Below are 18,855 nucleotides of genomic sequence, written 5' to 3'. Positions count from 1 at the left end.
GCGGCTCCTCTCAACGCGAGGCGGCCACCAGCAGCGGGCGGAACAGGCGGCCCTCGGCATCGACGGCCGTTTCCTTGAACCACGCCGCCACCAGCACCGGCCCGCCGCCCAGCAGCGATGGATGCTCCCATGCGCGCAGCAGGAAGGCGGCATGGTTCTCCGGGTAGGTCGTCAGCACCTTCCAGCCGTCGCCCAGCCGCTGCGCATAGAACTCGCACAACGACTGCCAGCTCATTGACGGTGACAGCCGATGCCGCATGACGTCGAGCTTGCCGTGATCGCGGCCGACGCTGTCGGCGATGGCGACTTCTGCATCCGACAGGGCGAGGTCGAACACGCCGCGCGCACCAATGGGCGCCGCTTGCGGCGGCGCCAGCTCAGGCGAGGCCGGGCCGCGGTCGGAACAGCCGGGCAGGGTGGTCAAGGCCAGGCCTGCCATGCCCAGCAGGCGTCGGCGCGAAAACGAAGGCAGCTCATCGGTCGTGCATCGCATGCACCGAGTATCACTGGTTGGCCAGCACCACCGTGTTGGCGGCCCCCTGGAAGAACGGATCCGCCGGTCCGCGGTAGCGGTTGGTGGCGCCGGGGTCCTTGGGCAGCGCCATCTCGCTCAGCGCATCGCGCAGCGACTTGCGGCCCGCGCTCACGTCGGCCACGATCTCGCGCAGGGCCTCCTTGGTCAGGCCATTGAAGATGCCCGAAGCGATCTTGCCGGAGGTCGGCATCTTGGTGATGGCCGTGGTGCCCACCGTGATCGCCGTGCTGAACACGTTGCTCAGGATGTCGCCCTTGGTCTTGTCGTCGGCGTTCATCTTGTTGATGCCCGCCTGCACCGCGCCGGAGTAGTAGCCCAGGTTCTGCGCGTTGCGGTAGAAGCTGTCGCCGTTGGCCGTCTTCTCCGGCGTGTTGATGTACTGGGCGGCGCTCATGCCGGTGCCCGCGCCTTGCAGCGCCGCGATCTGGCGGCCGATGGCGGGGTTGGTGGAGTTGGGGTCTTCCTTGATCACTTCCTGCAGGTAGGTCGTGAGCGCCTTGCCGCTGGCATCGCGATTGTTCAGCTCGTTGACGATGCCTCGGGTGTCCGAGTCCATCACCTTGGTCAGCCCCTCGGCCACGACCTTGGCAGCGTCGCCCGCGCTCGGGTTGGGCGTGAGCAGCGTGTCGGAACCGCGGATGTCGCTCAGGGCGGTGGTGGCCGCGGTGAAGACCCGCGCCTTCACGACCGGGTGGCTGCTGTTGGCGGCCGCGTCGAGGATGCCGCGCAGTCCTGCGGGGTCGAAGGTCGTCTGAGGCTGCGACACGCCCATGCCGCCGGAGTAGCTGGTCATGCGCTCGCCTTCGCCGGCCTTCACCACTGATGCGAGTTGCTCGGGACTGAGCGCGGTGACGGCGGCATTGAAGGAGGCCGGGTCGTTCTTCAGGCTGGCCAGCACCTTGCCGATGCCAATGGCTTCCTTGTCGCCGAAGGTGGTGCTGGAGTAGCCGAAGCCGGTGTCGATCTTGGCCTCGCGGTCGGTGGAGTGCGCCGCAATGGCCTTGACGTAGTCGACCTTGGCCTGGCCGGAGCCGAAGGTGGCCACCGAGTCGCTGAGCGCGAGCACGTCACCGCGGTCGCTGAAGGCATTGGCCAGGCGTCCGAGCTGCGTACCGTCCAGTTCCTTGGCGAGGTCGTTGAACATGTCGCGCTTCTCGTCGCCCGACAGGCCCTGTGCGCCGAAGATGCCGCCGGAGTTGACGTCATCGGCCAGCCCGTGGAGGTCGCCTTCGCTGAGCTTGGAGATGATGGCGTTGGCGTCGGCCGGCGAATACTGCTTGAGCAGGTCGCGCACCTCGTGCATGTGGTCGTTGCGTGATGTGCCCCAGAAGCCATCGTCTTGCACGAGGTTGTGGATCTTCTGGGCGGCCTGGTCGACGGTCAGGGGCATGGTGGACTCCGTGGGACGGCATGAAGGGCGAGCTCAAGGCTCGGACCTCCAGACCATATCCACCGCGTTCGACGACGCCCAGATCGGACGCGCCCGAGCTAGGGTGTACCCGATTCCGGGCGTGACTTTTGCCCGAGGATGCGCCTGTAGCCGGGTCGACCGGGGTGCGCTGGCCTGACGTGCTGCCTTATGCTTCGCCCCGCCTGGGAGGGACCCCGGCACATCAAATAACAGGATCATGAAATGTCGGGAAACGTCGGGAGAGCGAAGCTCATCGCTGGGGCAGCCATTGCCGCGGCGGTTGTGGGATTCGGCGGCTGGCAGTACTACCAGTCGCCCGGCCAGGTGGCCGCACGCCAGCTGAAGCAAGCGGCACAGGCCAGGGCCGAAGGGCATGTCGTGCAGTCGGCCGCGCTGTTCGCGGGTGTGGCGCAATCGGGGACCGAAGCGGCGTCGCAGGGTGCCGTCGGCCTGAAAGGACTGCTGGACCTCGCCACCTTGCAGGCCTTGCCCGCGGCCGACGCGGCGCAGGTGCTGCAGCATGGCCTGCGCGCACGCGCAGCCGGACACGCGCCCATGTCGGGCAAGGACGTGGCCGGTCTCGGCTGGGCACTGGTGGCCGCGCATGCCGACAAGGACCCGGCCGGCGCCAAGGCCGTCCTCGATGCCATCAAGGTGGTGGAGACCGACAAGGCCAAGCTCGCAACGGCGACGCTGCCGCTGCTGGAGCGCATCGTGGCGGCGGATCCGCGCAATGCAGCGGCGGCCATTGAATACGCTGAACTGCTGGACCAGCGCCGCGATTGCGCGCGCTGTGAGGTGCTGCTGGCACCGCACGCTGCCGTGCTCGGAAAAGGCGAGGGCGCCCGCATCCTCGGCCAGATCTATGCAGCCAAGGGGCGGCTGGACGACAGCTATGCGCTGCTTCAGCCGTACACCGAGGAGAAGCTGAAAGTCTTCGTGAAGCAGCAGGCCGACTACGAGGCCATGGTCTCGGGCATCGAGAAGTCCTCCATCGAGATGCTGCGCCGTGACAAGGCGCCGGCCGAGTTCTACAAGCGCTACGACGCGGCCGACGAAGCCGGCAAGCGCGAGATGGTGTCGGGTTTCATCGACGAGCAGATGAATGCCAGCGGTGCGCTGAAGGCCTTGGTGCAGGGGTTGCGCCAGTCGGCCGCCATCGTGCCCGTGGCATTGGACCTGGGCATCGTGACTGTCCAGCGTGCGCAGACCTTGAGCGACACTGCGGCGCGCAACGCGCAGTTCCAGGCCGCGGAGAAAGTGTTCCTGTCCATCCGCGGAGTGGTGGGCAACACGGACAAGTACCGGCTCTACCTGGGCCAGGTCTACTACTGGTTGGGCAAGCAGGCCGATGGCAAGAAGCTGTTCGACGAATTGCTGGCCTCGCACAAGCGGGAGCCCGGAATGTTGATCGACGTGTCCGTGCTGCTGCGCTCCATCGGCGCCGTTCAGGAGGCGCGAGCGCTGAGCGAGGAAGCGCATGCCAAGGCCACGGACAATGACCTTCGCTGGACCGCCGCTCACCTCCGCTCGGTGATGAATACCGATGCACAGGACGAACTGGCCTGGCTGGAGCGCTCGGACCGTTCGCAGGCCCGCATTCGCGCATCCATCCACACGGTGCGTGCACAGATTGCCGAGCAAAAGGGCCAGCGTGCCGCGGCCAAGCGCGACTACGAGTTGGCGGCCGAGGAGTTCGCCAAGATGCCGGAAAGCTCCACGCAGCTCAACAGTTCGGCGCTGGTTCACCTGGCGCTGTATTCGATGGAGGGCGATCCCAAGCATCGGGATGCCGGACTGGCCCAGCTCGACCAAGCCCTGGCACTGATGCCCATGGACAGCATCCTCTTGCTGAACAACGTGGGCGCGGTGGGCTCCGCAGCGGCAGCGGCCATCCTCGGTGAACGCATCGACCTCCCATTGCTGCACATGCCGGCCAACTTCCACCTGGTCACCTTCCTGTACGACGACGAGGCTTCGCTCGATCGCGTGCGCCGCACCATCCGGGAGAACGAGGCCGTGAAGAAGGGCCTGGCCTACAGCGAGAAGGCTGCACTGCTTGCCCCGCGCAACCCGCGCGCCTACGCGTTCTCCGGATCCATCGCCGCCATCGTGGACGATGTCGGGGCGATGAAATCCATCGCGACGCGCGCAACGGCGGCCAAGGTGGACATGGCCGACGGCAAGGAGCGCCTGCGCAAACTGACCGATGGTTCGGAACTGAAGAAGAATGTCGAGGAGACCCAGGTCCAGGTCCGGCAGGCTGCTGCCTTGATGGGCCAGAGCGCACTTCAGCGCAGCCCGGCCTCGTGGGCCGTGGCGGCGGGCCAGTGGGTGGATGGACAGTCGGCACTGGCACGCCTGGGCCAGCCTTTCGACGCCGATGGTGCCGTGAAGGTGGCGCACAAGGCGCGCGCACTCAGCCCGAGTGCCGGCACCTTGTCGATGCTCACGGAATCACTGGAAAACCGGGCCGCATTGCGACTGGCCAAGGCCAACCCGGCGTTCGCGGCGAGCCTGGCCAAGTACGGGCGCCTCATCGAGGCGTCGACGCTGATGATCCTTCACCACGACGAAGATCCCGAGTTCCGCCGCCTGGTGCAGGCCGATCCGGACATCGTCGAGGTGATGACCCTCCTGCGCGACCGTGATCGCCGCTTCCCGAGCCGCTCCAGCCCCTGGGCGTGGCTGCTCTTCCGATATGCGGATCCTGCCTACGCGCAGACCCTGGCCGCGCGCGTGAAGCAGGATCCGACACATGACGCGCTCATCCAGCTGCACATGGCCGTCGAGCCGCTGCAGCCGGAAACGGTGATCAGGCGCTACCACTACGCCCTGGCCATCAGTGACCGCGCCCTGGCCCAGCGCGTGCTCGACGAGGCGCGCAAGGAGGGCTTGGAGCTGCCGGACCTGCTGGGGCGGCAGCTCAAGGGCTGAGTGACCAGGGCGACTCCCGGGTTGTGGCGGGATCAGGGGTTGGTGCCCGATGCCAGCGTCCCGCCCTGGTACACCGGAATCCGCGTGGTCACCACCGCCGAACTCGTGTTCAGCCCAGTCCGCGAATAGTCGTTACCGCTGTTCCAGATCAGCGCCCAGTCCGACAGGCGCAGCGTGACGTTGTGGTTCAGCGTTGCGCCCGCCGCAAGGTTGTAGCTGCCGAAGTTCATTTCGGCGTAGTACACGTTGCCGCTGTAGGGCTTGAGCGCGCTGCAGGTGAATGAACTGCTCGTGCCCGAGCGGACATCGCAGACCACGGACGAAGCCGCATGGTTGGCGGCGAGCAGTTCCGACACGTCCACGTAGATGCGGGCCGACAAGCCCGTCGCCGCCGCCGTGCCGGTGTTCTTCACGCTCACGTTGTACTTCGTCTGCTTGCTGTCGTCGCGGTTCAGTTCGGCCTTGACCTCGAAGGAACCTCCGCCCCCACCGCTGCCTGCGGGTGTTGCCTTCACCACCGTCGAATCGGCACTCGTGCCGCAGCTGTTCACTGCGGCCACCTTGAAGTCGTACAGCGTGCCGTTGGCCAGGCCCGTGCGCGACGAACTGGTGCTGGTGATGCCGCCGGCCGCCGTCCAGGCCGAAGCCGCGTCAGCTTTCCAGCTCAGTGTGTAGCTCGCCGCGCCGCTCACAGCATTCCAGCTGGTGTTGACCTGCGCATTGCCGGGTGTCGCCACCAAACCGGCCGGCGTGCCCGGCACCGTGCAGGGTGCCCCGGCGTTCACCAGAAACAGCGACGCACTCGCCCCATCCGTGCGACTGCTGTTCACGCCATTGCGCGGGCTCACCGCCCAGTCCAGCGTCTCGCTGCCGCCCCAGTCCGCCAGCTTCACGCCGGGCGAGGTCTCCAGGTGCTTGTAGTTCGCCTCGTTCGCACTGTCGGTGCCGAGCTGGAAGATGGTGTGCTGCTTCGATCCGTCGCTGCTGTAGTAGGGCAGGAAGTCGGAGTCGGTGCCGCCGAAGCCGTCGCCGACGTGATCACCGTTGGCGTCCTTCTCCTTCTTCATCAGGTTGTTGTAGAAGATGTTCTTCGGCCCCGTGGCGCCGGCCCAGTGGGCCTTCCCGCCGGTGGACCAGTAGATGGGGTACCAGGTGCCCGCGTCGGTGCCGCCGCCTTCGCCGCCACAGTTCGCGGTGCAGCTGCCCGACGAATGGTTGAAGGGCACCTTGACCGTGTTCAGCTCGAACAGGTTGTTGCGCTCCCAGCCGCCGTGCAGGTTCATGTCGCAGTCGAAGTCGTTGGCAATCGCGACGTTGCCCGACGCGCCCCACTGGAAGGTGAAGTGCCGCACGTTGCGCAGGGTGTTGCCGGTGTAGAGGCTGTCCCACACCTTGCTCCCGCGCAGGTAGCCGTTGCCGCCCTTGCCCTTGTTCCAGGCGCCGTCGACCTGGTTGTCCTGCACCTGGATGTTCTTGGCGAACTCGGTGACGATGGGATGCGATCCGGTCATCGAGAGCTTCACGTTGCGCACGAAGGAATCCGCCGCCCACTTGAAGATGATGCCGTGCATCGCGTACTCGGGCGCGATGTTGCCGTAGTTGTGGATGGCGTCCGCCGCGGTGGCGGTGTGCGTGCCGCCGCCCAGCCTGGGCAGGCCGGTCAGCGGCAGCTCGGTGTAGAAGTTCGAGAAGCCCACGCCGCGCACCATCTTCAGCGGCACGGCCTTGCTGTAGTAGAGCGCGGGCGAGCCGCCGGCCGACGCGGGCATCTGGGCCGAGCCGTCCGCCACGCTGTCGCGGTTGAGGTCGAACTCCAGCGGCTTGTCGAGGGTGATGGTCTTGCCGGCGGCGTCCACCGCGCTCAGCTTGAACACCTGCGACTTCATGAAGCCGTTGGTGCACTCGTCCGGGCTGGCCACGCAGTCCGCGCCCATCTCGTCGGTGAACATCTTCCTCGTGTTCGCGGCGCCGATCTGCACGTAGCCGCCCACGCTGAAGTGCGACATGTCGGCGCTGCTGTCCAGCGGGATGATGGTCGCGCCCTTGAGCGCGGCATAGGGCGCCGTCTGCCTCACCTTGACGCCGGCCTTCCAGTGGAAGTTCACGCTGCCTTCGAAGATGTCGCGGCGGTTGGCGGGCGCCGCGGCGTATTCGCTCGCGTAGGCATCGTGCACGTCAGTCACCTGCACCTTGAACAGGCCGCGGCCCGGCCACACCCAGCCCATCTGGCCCGAGCCCGAGGCCATGGCGCTCATGTCGGGCTGGCTGCTGTCGGCGGTGAGGATGTCGTAGCGCGTGTTGGCATCGGGCTTGAAGACGATCTTCGTGCCGGTGGCCGGATCGCTGCCGGCGCCAACGATCCACAGGTAGCTCGATCGCACGGCGATGGAGCGCGAGATGTTGATGGTGCCCGCCGGCAGCACCAGCTTGCGCAGGCCGTTGAAGCCCGTGCCGGAGCCGGAGTCGATGGCCGCCTGCAAGGCCGTGGTGTCGTCGGTCCCGTCGTTGGCGGTGACGCCGAAGTTCACCGCGTAGATGGTGGCGGTGACGTTGGCATCGGTGGGCAGGTCGGCGCCTTCGTTGTAGCCGGCGTGCCGCCAGTCGTAGAGGCCGGGAAGGGGCGCGCGGCGGTTGGCGGCGCTCAGGTCGAGCGCATGGGCCGACAGCGCGAAGGCCATCAGCAGCAGCAGCGCCATCCATCCGGCGACGCGGCCGGATGTCGAGGCGGTGAGGTGGTTGAGTTTCAAGCGGTTCTCCTCATGAGTGGACGAAGGACTCAGTCCGCCAGGATGGAAAGCATCTCCTGGCGCGTCACCGGGTCCTTGAAGTAGCCCTCGTACAGGGGCTTCATTCGATTCACGATCGGCCCGTAGTCCTCCATGGCGAAGAACTGGGTCCCTTGCTTGCCTGCGGCCTGGCGCGCCTGTTCGGTGCGCGTCTTCCACAGCTCCCGCATGCGTTCGGCCGAGCGGCGGCCGGCGTCGAGGAAGACCTGGCGGTCCGCCTCACCCAGTGCGTCCCAGGCCTTGGCCGACATCACCAGCGCCTCGGGCGTCACGGTGTGGCTGGACAGGAACACGAATTTCGCCACCGACATGTGGCCGGTGGATTCGTAGGCCGGCAGGTTGTTCTCGGCGCAGTCGATGGCGCCCGTCTTGAGCCCGTCGAGCACCTCGCGGTAGGGCATGACCACCGGCGTCGCTCCCAGCAGCTTGACCATGTGGATGGCGGTCTCCGACTGCTGCACGCGCACCTTCAGGCCCGAGAAGTCGGACGCCCCGCGCACCCGGTGGTTGGCGCAGTAGAAGTGCCGCGCGCCGCCGTCGTACCAGCCGAGCACCACGTAGCCGGCGCGGCGCAGGGTCTGCGAGAAGCGTTCGCCGAGCTTGCCGTCGAGCTGGCGGTACATGTGGCCGGCATCGCGAAAGAGGAAGGGCAGGGTCAGCACCTTCGCGCCGGGCGCGGCTTCAGACAAGGGCGAGAGGCTGAACTCCGCCAGGTCGATCTCGCCGCGCTTCATCATCTGCACGGCCTTGGGCTGGTCGCCGAGCACGCCGTTGGAATGCAGCTTGACGGTGTAGCGGTTGCCCGTGCCGGACGCGATGGCGTCGGCGAAGAACTCCAGCGCCTGCGTCACCGGGTAGCCGGGCGGGTGGATGTTCCAGGTCTTGAGCTCGACGGTCTGCGCGACCGCCATGCCGCTGCACAGCAGCGCCGCCCATGCAGCGGCCCCGCGCTTCGCGGCGAAGCGCCATGTCTTGGCCATGTGAACCTCCTCAGTGAGAGGGTGTGGTGCCGGCGACGAGTGCCGTGATCCCGCCGCCCAGGCGCCGGTGGAACATCGGGTGCGTGAGGTGCCTGGCGAGGCGCGGGTCGTGCCATCGCAGCGCGGCCCATTCCATCCATGAGAGGTCTTCGGGCGGGACCTCGTCCTGCGCCATCGACTGGTGCTTGCGGACGACGGCCGGGTCATCGAGCGCGGAGAGCAGGAAGCCCGCTGCGTTCTGCAGCGTGCGGCCGTTGGCGCTGTAGCGGTAGAGGTCGATGCCTTGACGCCGCGCCAGCTCCGCCGTGGCCATGAGCGGCATGATCGCGAAGTTCTGGTAGTGCACGGCGAGTTCGCCGCGCTGCATTTCCAGCGGGAAGCTGCCGTCTTCGGCGATGTGCTCGATGCCCGTGGCGAAGAGCGCGAGGCCTTGCCGGAAGAGCTCGTCATCGGCAGCCACGATGGCGGTGGACGTGGCCATCAGCCCGCGCCAGTACGCGTGGTTGTTCTGCGAGCCGCCCATGACGGCGGTGTGAGAAAGCTGCTTGCGGGCGACCCGGTCCAGCCAGGCGGTGACGCGCTGGAGCGAGTCCTGGTCCAGCGATGGCTCGGCGCGGATGATGGACACCGCCAGTGCTGCGCTCGTGGTCGTCCACTCGACCGTGAACCAGGACTGCGACCAGGCCTTCGGGTCGTAGTTGAGCAGCGTCTCGGCACGGGCCCAGGCATCCAGCGTTGCGAGCAGGCAGCTTGCGACGGCCGGGTCGCCATAGGCACCATAGCGCGTGGACGCCTCGGCCACGAAGTCTTCCAGCTGCCAGTAGGGCCCGGCGCGTTTGGCCTGCTCGGGGTTCAGCGGTCCGCGGCCTGGAGGCGGCGCGAGATATCGGCGGGGGATCTCCATGGCACCCGTGGGCGGCGTGGGGGCGGCCGTGGTGGAGCAGCCCGTACGCGGCGGCAGCGACGCCCGCACCCTGGGCGGCAAGTCGCCGGCCAGTTGCCGGCGGCGTGCCGCCACGTCGAAGAACGACGCGTTCGGGTCCTTCACCTTCGCGGCGACCAGCGTCTGCGCCGTGGGCACTTCAAGCACAGGTTCAGGCGCGGCTGTCATGCCTTGCCCTGGCGTCGAACAGGCGGCCAGGCCCAGGGACAGGCTGAACACAAGCAATCGCACAAGCAATCGGCAGTGGCGCATGGTGGATGCATCCTGCGGTTCGTATCAATCGTCGAAAGGGCCCATGACCACGAAGCCGCCACCTTGGTAGATGGCCGCCGGGTCCTGGGGATCGGGCTCGGGCGTGTTCGCCTCGAGTGTGGCGCGCATGGGTTCGGAGCTGTCCTTCGCCACGAAACCCAGGTGCGCCGCCTGGCGGTTGTCCCACCACACGTGCTTGTTGCCGGACACGCCGTAGATCACGCAGTGGCCCACCCTGGGCGCCGTCAGCGCGCAGCGCACCAGCTGCGTCAGGTCGTCATGGCTCAGGTAGGTGGCCAGCATGCGCCGGTCGCGCACCTCGGGAAAGGAGGCGCCGATGCGCAGGCACACCGTCTCGATGCCGAACCGGTCGAAGTAGTAGCGGGACAGGTCTTCGCCGAAGCACTTGCTGACGCCGTACAGGCCATCCGGCCGGCGCGCCGCGTCGGGCCGGATGGTCTCGTCCTGGCGGTAGAAGCCCGTCACGTGGTTGGAGCTTGCGAACACCACGCGCCGCACACCGTGCTTGCGGGCGGCCTCGTAGAGGTTGAAGACGCCCACGATGTTCGACTGCAAGATGGCATCGAAGCGGTCTTCGCGCGAGATGCCGCCCATGTGCACCACCGCATCCACGCCCTCCATCAGCGCCAGCACCGCGGCGCGGTCGGCCAGGTCGCAGGGCAGGTCTTCCTCGCCCTCGTGCACCGCGGGCGAGAGCGGCACGCGGTCGGACACGCGCAGCACCGTGGCCCAGTCGCGCAGCCTCGGGCGCAGCACGCCGCCCAGGCGGCCTTGCGCGCCGGTCAGCAAGAGTCGGTGGAACAGGGGCGATGAAGACATGTCGGAAGCGGTGGTGTGCAAGGCAAGGTCAGAACGCGTGGCGGATGCCGAAGCCCACGCCCGTCGGGTCGGCGCCGGCCGGCCGGGTGGCGTAGTCGGCCGTGACCGGGTTCACGTCGAAGTCGTACTTGGCGTTGCGGGCGTTGGTGATGCGCGTGGCGAAAGCCTGCAGCATCGTGCGCTTGCTCAGCCAGTAGTGGTAGACCAGCGCCCATTGGCTGGCATTGGTCTCGCTCACATTGGCGGCCGCGCACTGGCCGGTGGTGGCTGCGCCGCTGCACTTGAGGTTGTTGGCCCGCACGACGTGGCCGATGAACTCATGCAGCCCCACGGTGTGCGACACCGCCAGGCCGAACGCATCACGCTGTGTGGTGCCATTGCCGGCACCCGCACCCGTGCCGTAGGTGCCGTCGGAGCCATGACGGTCAAAGCCCAGCGAGAACTTCGTGTCGCCCCAGGTGTAGCGAACGGCCAGCCGGTGTTCCCAGTCGGTGCTGGGCATGGCGGCGAGCACGCCGCGGTCCTTGCGGGCTTCGTAGGCGTAGCCCACCCAGAACGGGTCACGGTCCATGGTGAGGCCCAGTCCGAAGGCAGAGTCGTTCTTCGCCGGCTTGCTCTCGGCGAAGCTGTACATCAGCGCGCCTTCAAAGCCGCTCACCTTCGGCGAGTTGTAGATCACCGCATTCGGGATGCGGCTGTTCAGTCCCAGCGCCTGACCGTTGAGCGTGGTGAAGATGCCGATGTTGTTGGCAATCGACGTGCTGCCCGGAATCCAGTTGAGCTTGCCGCCCAGGCCGCGCATGGGCGAGGTGAGGAAGCCCATCTTCACGCTGCCGAAGCCGCCGGCCAGGCCCACGAAGGTGTCGCGGTTGGGCGCGCCGCCGGTGCCCTGGTCCACGTTCAGGCCGTACTCGATCTGGAACATCGCGCTCATCCCGCCGCCCAGGTCTTCCGTGCCCTTGAAGCCGATGAGCGAGCTGTTGCTGTTCTCGCGCCACAGCTGCGGCACGTCCTTGCCGGCGGCGGTGGCGCCCTTGGCGCTCGCGGCCTCGACGGTGCTGTCGATGATGCCGTAGATGGTGACGTTGCTCTGCGCATGCGCGGCCATGCCGGCCGCAGCCAGTGCGCAGGCCATCGCGCTGCGGATGAAAGTCGTGTCCCGTGTCGTCCCGATCATGTGTGTCTCTCCAGTGCTCTCGTGAATCCCCTCGGTTCCCCGTGGCACCGTCGCAGGCATCGCGTAGGCATGAGTTCGCCCCTCCGGTCCCAAAAACAGAATGAGCCGGCGCTGATGTGCGAGGTGTGTGAAAGCCGGCCTTCATCGGGCCGGCGTGTGGTCAATGCGTCATGCGGCCCCCTGTGCCGGGGTCGAAGCAGTGCACGCGGTCCTTGGGTGCGCGCACGGCGATGCGCTCGCCCGGCTTGGCCGGCGTGCCGCCGCGATGCGTGGCGCACAGGCGGCCGACGGGCGTGTCCAGAACCAGTTGCGTCTCCGCGCCGATGAATTCCACCGAGTCGACGACGGCAGTCCAGCCCAGGTGCGTGGCCGGATCGGCATCACCCGGCTCCAGGTGTTCGGGGCGAAGGCCCAGGGTGACTTGCGCGAGCGCATCGCAGTTCGCGGGCAGCTTGAGCGTGGTGCCGCCGACGGAGGCCACCGGCATGTCCGGCGCATGCACCACGGGTGCGTCGAAGAAGTTCATCGCCGGCGAGCCGATGAAGCCTGCGACGAAGCGGTTGGCAGGCCGCTCGTACAGCTCCACCGGCGTGCCAGCCTGTTCGACGCGCCCATCGCGCAGCACGACGATGCGGTCGCCCATGGTCATGGCCTCGACCTGGTCGTGCGTGACGTAGACCGAGGTGGTGGCCAGGCGGCGATGCAGGTCGCGGATCTCGCCGCGCACCTGGGCGCGCAGCGCGGCATCGAGGTTCGACAGCGGTTCGTCGAAGAGGAACACCGAAGGCTCGCGCACCATGGCGCGGCCCATGGCCACGCGCTGGCGCTGCCCGCCCGAGAGCGCCGCGGGCTTGCGCGGCAGCAGGTGCCTGAGCCCCAGCATGTCGGCCGCACTGTTCACGCGCTGCTCGACCTCCGCCTTGGGCTTGCCCGCCAGCTTGAGCCCGAAGCCCATGTTCTCGGCCACCGTCATCTGCGGGTAGAGCGCGTAGCTCTGGAAGACCATGGCGATGTCGCGTGCCTTGGGCGGCAGGTCGGTCACGTCACGTCCGCCGATGCTCAGGCGGCCGGCGCTTGCGGCTTCCAGGCCGGCGATCATGCGCAGCAGCGTGGACTTGCCCGAGCCGCTCGGGCCCACGAGCACGCAGAACTCGCCGTCGGCGATGTCCATGGACACGTTGCGGATGACGTCGGCGCTGCCGAAGCGCTTGGCGACGTTGTGAAGGTGGATGGCAGACATGGCTTCAGCCCTTGACCGCGCCGGCCAGCAGCCCGCGGTTGAATGATTTCTGGAACAGCAGGTAGACGACGATGCTGGGCAGCATCGCGATCAGCGTGATGGCGATGAACACCGCGGGCTTCATCGTCTCGTCGGCGCGCACCGTGGCGAGCGCCACCGGCAGCGTGTACAGCGACTCGCGGTTGGTCACGAGCAGGGGCAGCAGGTACTGGTCCCAGATCATGATGAAGCCGAAGATCGCGGCCGTGCCCAGCGCCGGGCGCACCAGCGGCAGGATCACGTAGACCAGCACCTGCCAGTCGCGCGCGCCGTCCATGCGGGCGGCTTCCTCCAGCTCCACCGGAATGCGGCGCATGAACTCGGTGAGCAGGAAGATGGAGAAGGCCCAGCCCACCACCGGCAGGATCATCCCGAGCCGCGTGTTCTGCACGCTCACGCCCAGGAGCGGCAGCTTGCCCAGCACGAGGTACAGCGGAATGGCGATGACCTCCTCGGGCAGCATCATGGTGGACAGCAGCGCCAGGCTCACCCAGGCGGCGCCACGGAACTTCTTGCGGGCCAATGCATAGGCGGCGAGGGCGCTCACCATCACCTGCAGCACGGTGCCCGCAGCGACGACGATGGCGGAGTTGAGCAGGTAGCGCCAGACCTTGGCCTGTTCCCAGGCATAGCGGAAGTTGTCCAGCGTGGCTTGCTCGGGCCACAGCAGCAGGCGACCGGGGGCGACGGTGGCGCCGGAGAACGCGGTCATCGCGATGCCCCAGAACGGGCCGACGAAGACGACGATCACCAGCGCGTAGAGCAGGCCACGGGCCGCCAGCGCACCGAGGCGCCGCAGGCGTGCGCGTTGCAGGCCGTGATCGTGCGAGGGCAGGGCGCTCATCACGGCGCTCATTGCGCGCCCCTTCGGCGCCACGCGAGGTAAAGCGTGGTCGTCAGCGCGGTGAACACGAACAGCAGGAAGGAGGCTGCGGCGGCATAGCCATAGTCCAGCTCCACGAAGCCCTGCTTGTAGATGTGCGTCATGACGACCTCGGTCGCGCCGCCCGGCCCGCCGCCGGTGGTGGCATAGACCTCGGTGAACACGCGGAAGCCGCGGATGAAGCCCAGCGTCGCGATGATGGTGATGGACGGTGCGATGCCCGGCAGCGTGACGTGCACGAAGCGCTGCCACGCGTTGGCGCCGTCCACTTCCGCGGCTTCGTACAGCTCCTTGCTCACGCCCGCGAGGCCGGCGACGAAGATCACCGTGTCGTAAGGCACATGCTTCCACACATGCATGCCCATGAGCGCGGCGAGGGCCTGGTCCGGGTTGCTCAGGAAGCCCTGCGGCGCCACGCCAGCCCAGCCGATGATGGTGTTGATGACGCCATCCGGCGTTGGCGCGTAGAGGATGCGCCAGACCTCGGCCAGCACCGCCGCGCTGGTCACGGCCGGCAGGAACATCGCCGTGCGCAGGAAGCGCAGGTGCCGCGCCTGGCCTTGCAGCGCCATGGCGAGCAAGAGCGCGATGCTGGCCGACAGCGCGACGGTGCCCAGCACGTAGACCAGCGTGTGCCACACCGCGGTGCGCAGGCCCGGATCGGTCACGGCGCGCTCGAAGTTGGCCAGGCCCACCCACTCGTTCGTGCCGCCGAAGTTGACCTTGTAGAAGCTCATCTCCAGGCCCTTGAGCATGGGAATGAACTTGAACATCGCGAACACCACGAGCGCGGGCGCGAGGTACAGCCAGGGCCCCAAGGCCGCCAGGCGTCGCGATGTCGGTGACAGGCTCATTTCGCCAGCACCTTCTGGCGGGCGAGTTCTTCGTCCACCTTCGCGCTCAGGGCCTGCAGGTCGGCCTGCACGGCGGTGGAGCAGCGCGCCAGGCTGCCGTTGAATCCCTCGGCGGCCACCTGTTGCACCTTCGCCCAGTTGGGAATCGCGGCCAGCGCGTGGCCGTGCTGCGCATACTCATCGGCCACCATCTGCCAGCGCGGGTCCTGGTAGGTCGCGCCCACGTCCACCTTCTTGTTCACCGGCAGCCGCACCACCGGCAAGCCGCCGGCCGGTGCCTTCATGCCCAACGACTGTCCTTCCGGCGAGATGAGGAATTCGACGAACTTCTGGGCGGCGGCCTTGTGGGCGCTGGTCTTCATCAGGTAGGCGAGTTCACCGCCCGCGAGCACGGCCTTGCCGCCGCTGCCGGCGGGCGCGGGCACCACCTCCACCTTGTCGCGCCCGGGCTCCTTGTCGAAGAGGGCGATGTGATACGGACCCGACAGGTACATGCCCGCCTGCCCCGAGATGAAGGCCTGGTTCGCCTCCTGCGTCGTCGCGTTGATGGCGTTGGGCTGCATCACCTTGTCGTCGCACAACAGGCGCTTGAACCAGTTGAGGGTCTGGACGGCCGCGGGTTCGGTGAGCGCGCTCTTGTACTGGTCCTGCCCGGCGGGGCGGATGAAATCGCCGCCGGCCTGCCAGAGAAAGGAGCTCATGAACCAGGCCGCATAGCCGCGCGTGGTGCTGCCCGGGAAGACGAAGCCGTAGGTGTCGGCGCGGCCGTTGCCGTCGGGGTCCTTCTCGGTGAAGGCCTTGGCCAGCGCCTGCACGTCGGCCCAGGTCTGCGGCACGGGCATCTTCAGCCTGGTGCGCCAGTCCTTGCGGATGAACAGCACGTGGGCCTGCGCCGAGGTGGGTACCGCGTAGTACCGTCCGTTGTGGGCCTTGGCGCCGCGCCAGGCGGCTTCGTGCAGGTCCGCACTGCCGGCGATCTTGCCGCGGTCGATCTCGTCCACGATGCCCATGCCCACGAACTGGCCGAGCGAGCCCACGTCGTTGATGATGAGGTCGGGCAGGTCGTTGCCCGCTGCGGCGCGTGCCAGGCGCTGCTCGAAATCGGTCATTGCGTTGAAGTATTCGACGCGCACGCCGGACTTCTTCGTGAAGGCCTCGGCGATGGTGTCGTAGGTCTTGCGGCCGTCTGCGGACGAGCGCGTCCAGACCTGGATCGTGTCGTCGGCGCAGGCGGCGCCATGGGGCAGTCCCAACGAGAAGAGGGTGGCCAGGGCGAGGCCATGGCGCTTGGAGGCGGATCGCATCCTTGTTGTCTCCGGCGATGCATGGACCCTGCAGTTCATGCTCGCTTGATTGGTTTGGAAAACGTTTAACTTGTTTGCAGCGTAGAGTTCGAGTTGTACGATGTCAATGACAACTGTCCCTGGTGCTTACCCCAGGTCATCTCTTTCTGACGTGGCTGGTTGTTTGCAGATATGCTTGAGTTAATCGTTTTCCAAAACACGCATGATCAAACGTCAAGCCACCCTGCGCGACGTGGCCGCGGCAGCCGCCGTTTCCACCGCCACCGTGTCGAAGTTCGTCAACGGCACGCAGCGTTTTTCACCCGAGGTGGAAGCGCGCATCAAGGACTCCATCTCGCGCCTGGGCTACCAGTCCAACCCGCTGGCGCGCAGCATGATCACGGGGCAGACCGGCGCGGTGGGCGTGGTCATCCTCGACATCCGCAACCCTCACTTCACGGCCATCGTGAAGGGCGCGAACCGCGTGGCGATGAGCCGCGGCTACAACCTGCTGTTCGTCGACACCGAAGAAAGCCAGTCGCCCGAGCGGCAGTTGCTGGAGACGCTGTCGCGGCGGGTGGACGGCCTCATCGTCAGCTCGCGCCTGCCTGAAGAATCCATCGCCTGGCTGGCCGAGCTGGGCAAGCCGGTGGTGTTTTTCGGACGGCTGGGGCGGCTGGGCATCCACAGCGTGGGCAGCGACGGCTACCGTGCTGCCTTCATGCTGGGACGTCACCTTGTCGAGTTGGGCCACCGCGATGTCGCCTACGTCGGCTTCAAGGCGGCGCGCTGGAACCAGGAACGCCTGCGCGGGCTCAACGATGCGCTGTCCGAAGTGGGCAAGGTGGCCCGCGTGTTCGAGGTGGCGGCACCGAGCGCGGAGGCCGGCGAGCGCATCGCCTCGCAGGTGCTGCTGGGGCCTGACCGCCCGCACGCGGTGGTGGCCTACAACGACCTCGTGGCGCTCGGCCTCATGAGCGAAGCCAAGACCCTGGGCCTGCACGTGCCGGAAGACGTTTCCATTGCCGGCTTCGACGACATCGCCTATGGCCGCTACGCATCGCCCGGCCTCACCACCGTGGACATGCAAAGCGAGCGCATGGGCGACGTGGCCATGCAGCGGCTGCTCGAATCCATCAACGGCGAACTGGCCCAGCCCTTCGACGAAATCCTCGAACCGCGACTGGTGCCCCGGGCCTCCACGCGGCGCCGCGCCTGAACTTTCCATCACGACATGACCCCATCCCGCCCCGCCAGGATCTCGGCCGTCCGCGTGACGCCCATCGCCTTGAAGGACCCGCCGCTGCTCAATGCATCGGGCGTGCACCAGCCATATGCCTTGCGCGCCATCATCGAGATCGAGACCGATGACGGCGCGCTGGGCATCGGCGAAACCTACGGCGAGTCCGACACGCTGTTGCGGCTGCAGGCCTCGGCGCAGGCGCTGCGTGGCCTGAGCCCCTTCGACCTGCATGCGGTGGACCTCGCGGTGCGCACCCATGCCTTCAGTGCGGAAGAGCAGAAGAAGATCGCCACCGTGCCCGGCAGCAAGGCGGCCCGCGTCTTCATGAAGACCTTCGGCGCCTTCGAGTCCACGCTGGCCGACCTGTGTGCCCGCCGCGAGGGCGTGCCGCTGGCCGTGTGGCTGGGTGGCCAGGTGCGCGACCGCGTGCCCTACAGCGCCTACCTGTTCTACAAGTTCGCCGAGCACATCGACCGTCCCTACGAGGCCGACCGCTGGGGCGCGGCGCTGGACCCGGCGGGCATCGTCGCGCAGGCGCGGCAGATGGTGGCCGACTTCGGCTTCGGCAGCATCAAGCTCAAGGCCGGCGTCTTCGCGCCGGATGCGGAGGCCGATGCATTGCTTGCCCTGCGGCAGGCGTTCCCGTCGCATCCCTTGCGCATCGACCCGAACGGCAACTGGTCGCTGCCCACCGCCTTGCATGTGGCGCAACGGCTGGGCCGCGAGCTGGAGTACTACGAAGACCCCGTGCTCACGCTGGCCGACCTGGCGGCGCTGCGCGAGCAGACCGGCCTGGAGCTGGCCACCAACATGGTCGTGTGCGACCACGCCGAGTTCCGCGAGAACGTGCGCATGAACGCCGTGCAGACGGTGCTGCTGGACCACCACGCCTGGGGTGGCCTGCGCGCCACGCGCGAGCTGGCCAGCATGTGCCACACCTTCGGCATCGGCCTGTCCATGCACAGCAACTCGCATGCGGGCATCAGCCTGATGGCGATGACGCACCTCGCGGCGTCGCTGCCGCACCTGAGCTACGCCTGCGACACGCATTACCCCTGGCAGTGCGAGGACTTGATCCAGGGCGGGCCGGTGCGCATCGTCGATGGTTCAGTGGCCGTGCCCCCGGGTCCCGGCCTGGGCGTGGACCTCGACCGCGACGCGCTGGGCGCGCTGCACGAGCAGTACCGTCGTTGCGGCATCCGCGAGCGCGACGACGAAGCCGAGATGCGCAAGTACGACCCGGCGCACGTCAAGCGCAAGCCGCGCTACTGAACCCACGCCGCCGCTTCCCCGTTGGGCGTCGCCGTCACCCCCGGCGGCGCCTTCTTTTTGCCTTCCCTTGGCAGCACCCTGCTGAGGGTATTTCCTGTGCACTGCCATTCACGATCTTCGAAAATCGGCCGTGCGCCTGAAGCAGGGCCGTAGGGCGCGGAAATGGAGTGCGGTGCGCAG

14 protein-coding genes are annotated in these 18,855 nt (G+C 67.5%); 3 read left to right on the top strand and 11 right to left on the bottom strand.

Annotated features, from left to right (window positions below; genetic code table 11):
- Positions 1-10 precede the first annotated feature (10 nt).
- Positions 11-493, bottom strand: coding sequence for a hypothetical protein (locus DZC73_RS28940; protein ID WP_124543877.1), 483 nt, complete (start codon positions 491-493; stop codon positions 11-13).
- Between the two features lie 10 nt (positions 494-503).
- Positions 504-1,925 (bottom strand): hypothetical protein, encoded by a 1,422-nt coding sequence (locus tag DZC73_RS28935; RefSeq protein ID WP_124543876.1) that lies wholly within the window; start codon positions 1,923-1,925, stop codon positions 504-506.
- A gap of 243 nt (positions 1,926-2,168) precedes the next feature.
- Here DZC73_RS28935 and DZC73_RS28930 point away from each other — a divergent pair, with 243 nt between their 5' ends.
- Complete coding sequence (locus DZC73_RS28930) at positions 2,169-4,883, top strand: tetratricopeptide repeat protein (protein WP_124543875.1); 2,715 nt, start codon at positions 2,169-2,171, stop codon at positions 4,881-4,883.
- A gap of 32 nt (positions 4,884-4,915) precedes the next feature.
- Here DZC73_RS28930 and DZC73_RS28925 read toward each other — a convergent pair whose 3' ends face one another.
- The 9 genes from DZC73_RS28925 to DZC73_RS28885 all read right to left on the bottom strand — a co-directional run bounded on the left by DZC73_RS28925 (position 4,916) and on the right by DZC73_RS28885 (position 16,181).
- Positions 4,916-7,630, bottom strand: coding sequence for a hypothetical protein (locus DZC73_RS28925; RefSeq protein WP_124543874.1), 2,715 nt, complete (start codon positions 7,628-7,630; stop codon positions 4,916-4,918).
- A gap of 29 nt (positions 7,631-7,659) precedes the next feature.
- Entirely contained in the window at positions 7,660-8,649 is a 990-nt protein-coding gene (locus DZC73_RS28920; RefSeq protein WP_198415038.1) for a TRAP transporter substrate-binding protein, read from the bottom strand.
- Positions 8,650-8,659: 10 nt separating this feature from the next.
- Positions 8,660-9,760: an alginate lyase family protein gene (locus tag DZC73_RS28915; protein WP_161974800.1), complete on the bottom strand. Its 1,101-nt coding sequence runs from the start codon at positions 9,758-9,760 to the stop codon at positions 8,660-8,662.
- Between the two features lie 108 nt (positions 9,761-9,868).
- On the bottom strand, positions 9,869-10,684 hold the full coding sequence (locus DZC73_RS28910; protein ID WP_124543872.1) for an NAD-dependent epimerase/dehydratase family protein: 816 nt from the start codon (positions 10,682-10,684) through the stop codon (positions 9,869-9,871).
- 28 nt (positions 10,685-10,712) lie between these two features.
- A complete protein-coding gene (locus DZC73_RS28905) occupies positions 10,713-11,861 on the bottom strand; it encodes a porin (RefSeq protein WP_161974799.1) in 1,149 nt (382 codons plus the stop codon).
- Positions 11,862-12,021: 160 nt separating this feature from the next.
- Positions 12,022-13,101, bottom strand: coding sequence for an ABC transporter ATP-binding protein (locus DZC73_RS28900; protein ID WP_124543870.1), 1,080 nt, complete (start codon positions 13,099-13,101; stop codon positions 12,022-12,024).
- A gap of 4 nt (positions 13,102-13,105) precedes the next feature.
- The gene (locus DZC73_RS28895; RefSeq protein WP_124543869.1) at positions 13,106-13,984 is read right to left on the bottom strand and encodes a carbohydrate ABC transporter permease; all 879 of its coding nucleotides are present in this window, start codon (positions 13,982-13,984) and stop codon (positions 13,106-13,108) included.
- A gap of 8 nt (positions 13,985-13,992) precedes the next feature.
- On the bottom strand, positions 13,993-14,877 hold the full coding sequence (locus DZC73_RS28890) for a carbohydrate ABC transporter permease (RefSeq protein WP_124543868.1): 885 nt from the start codon (positions 14,875-14,877) through the stop codon (positions 13,993-13,995).
- Positions 14,874-16,181 (bottom strand): ABC transporter substrate-binding protein, encoded by a 1,308-nt coding sequence (locus DZC73_RS28885; RefSeq protein WP_124543867.1) that lies wholly within the window; start codon positions 16,179-16,181, stop codon positions 14,874-14,876. Before DZC73_RS28885 ends, DZC73_RS28890 begins: the two co-directional genes overlap by 4 nt.
- Before the next feature lie 202 nt (positions 16,182-16,383).
- On the opposite strand from DZC73_RS28885, the gene DZC73_RS28880 reads away from it, so the two are divergent.
- Entirely contained in the window at positions 16,384-17,379 is a 996-nt protein-coding gene (locus DZC73_RS28880; RefSeq protein ID WP_124543866.1) for a LacI family DNA-binding transcriptional regulator, read from the top strand.
- 15 nt (positions 17,380-17,394) lie between these two features.
- On the top strand, positions 17,395-18,675 hold the full coding sequence (locus DZC73_RS28875; protein WP_124543865.1) for an enolase C-terminal domain-like protein: 1,281 nt from the start codon (positions 17,395-17,397) through the stop codon (positions 18,673-18,675).
- The last annotated feature ends 180 nt before the right edge of the window (positions 18,676-18,855 follow it).

This window comes from Rhizobacter terrae, assembly GCF_003852895.1.
Classification (GTDB): Bacteria; Pseudomonadota; Gammaproteobacteria; order Burkholderiales; family Burkholderiaceae_C; genus Albitalea; species Albitalea terrae.
This window is presented reverse-complemented; position numbering and strand designations above follow the sequence as displayed.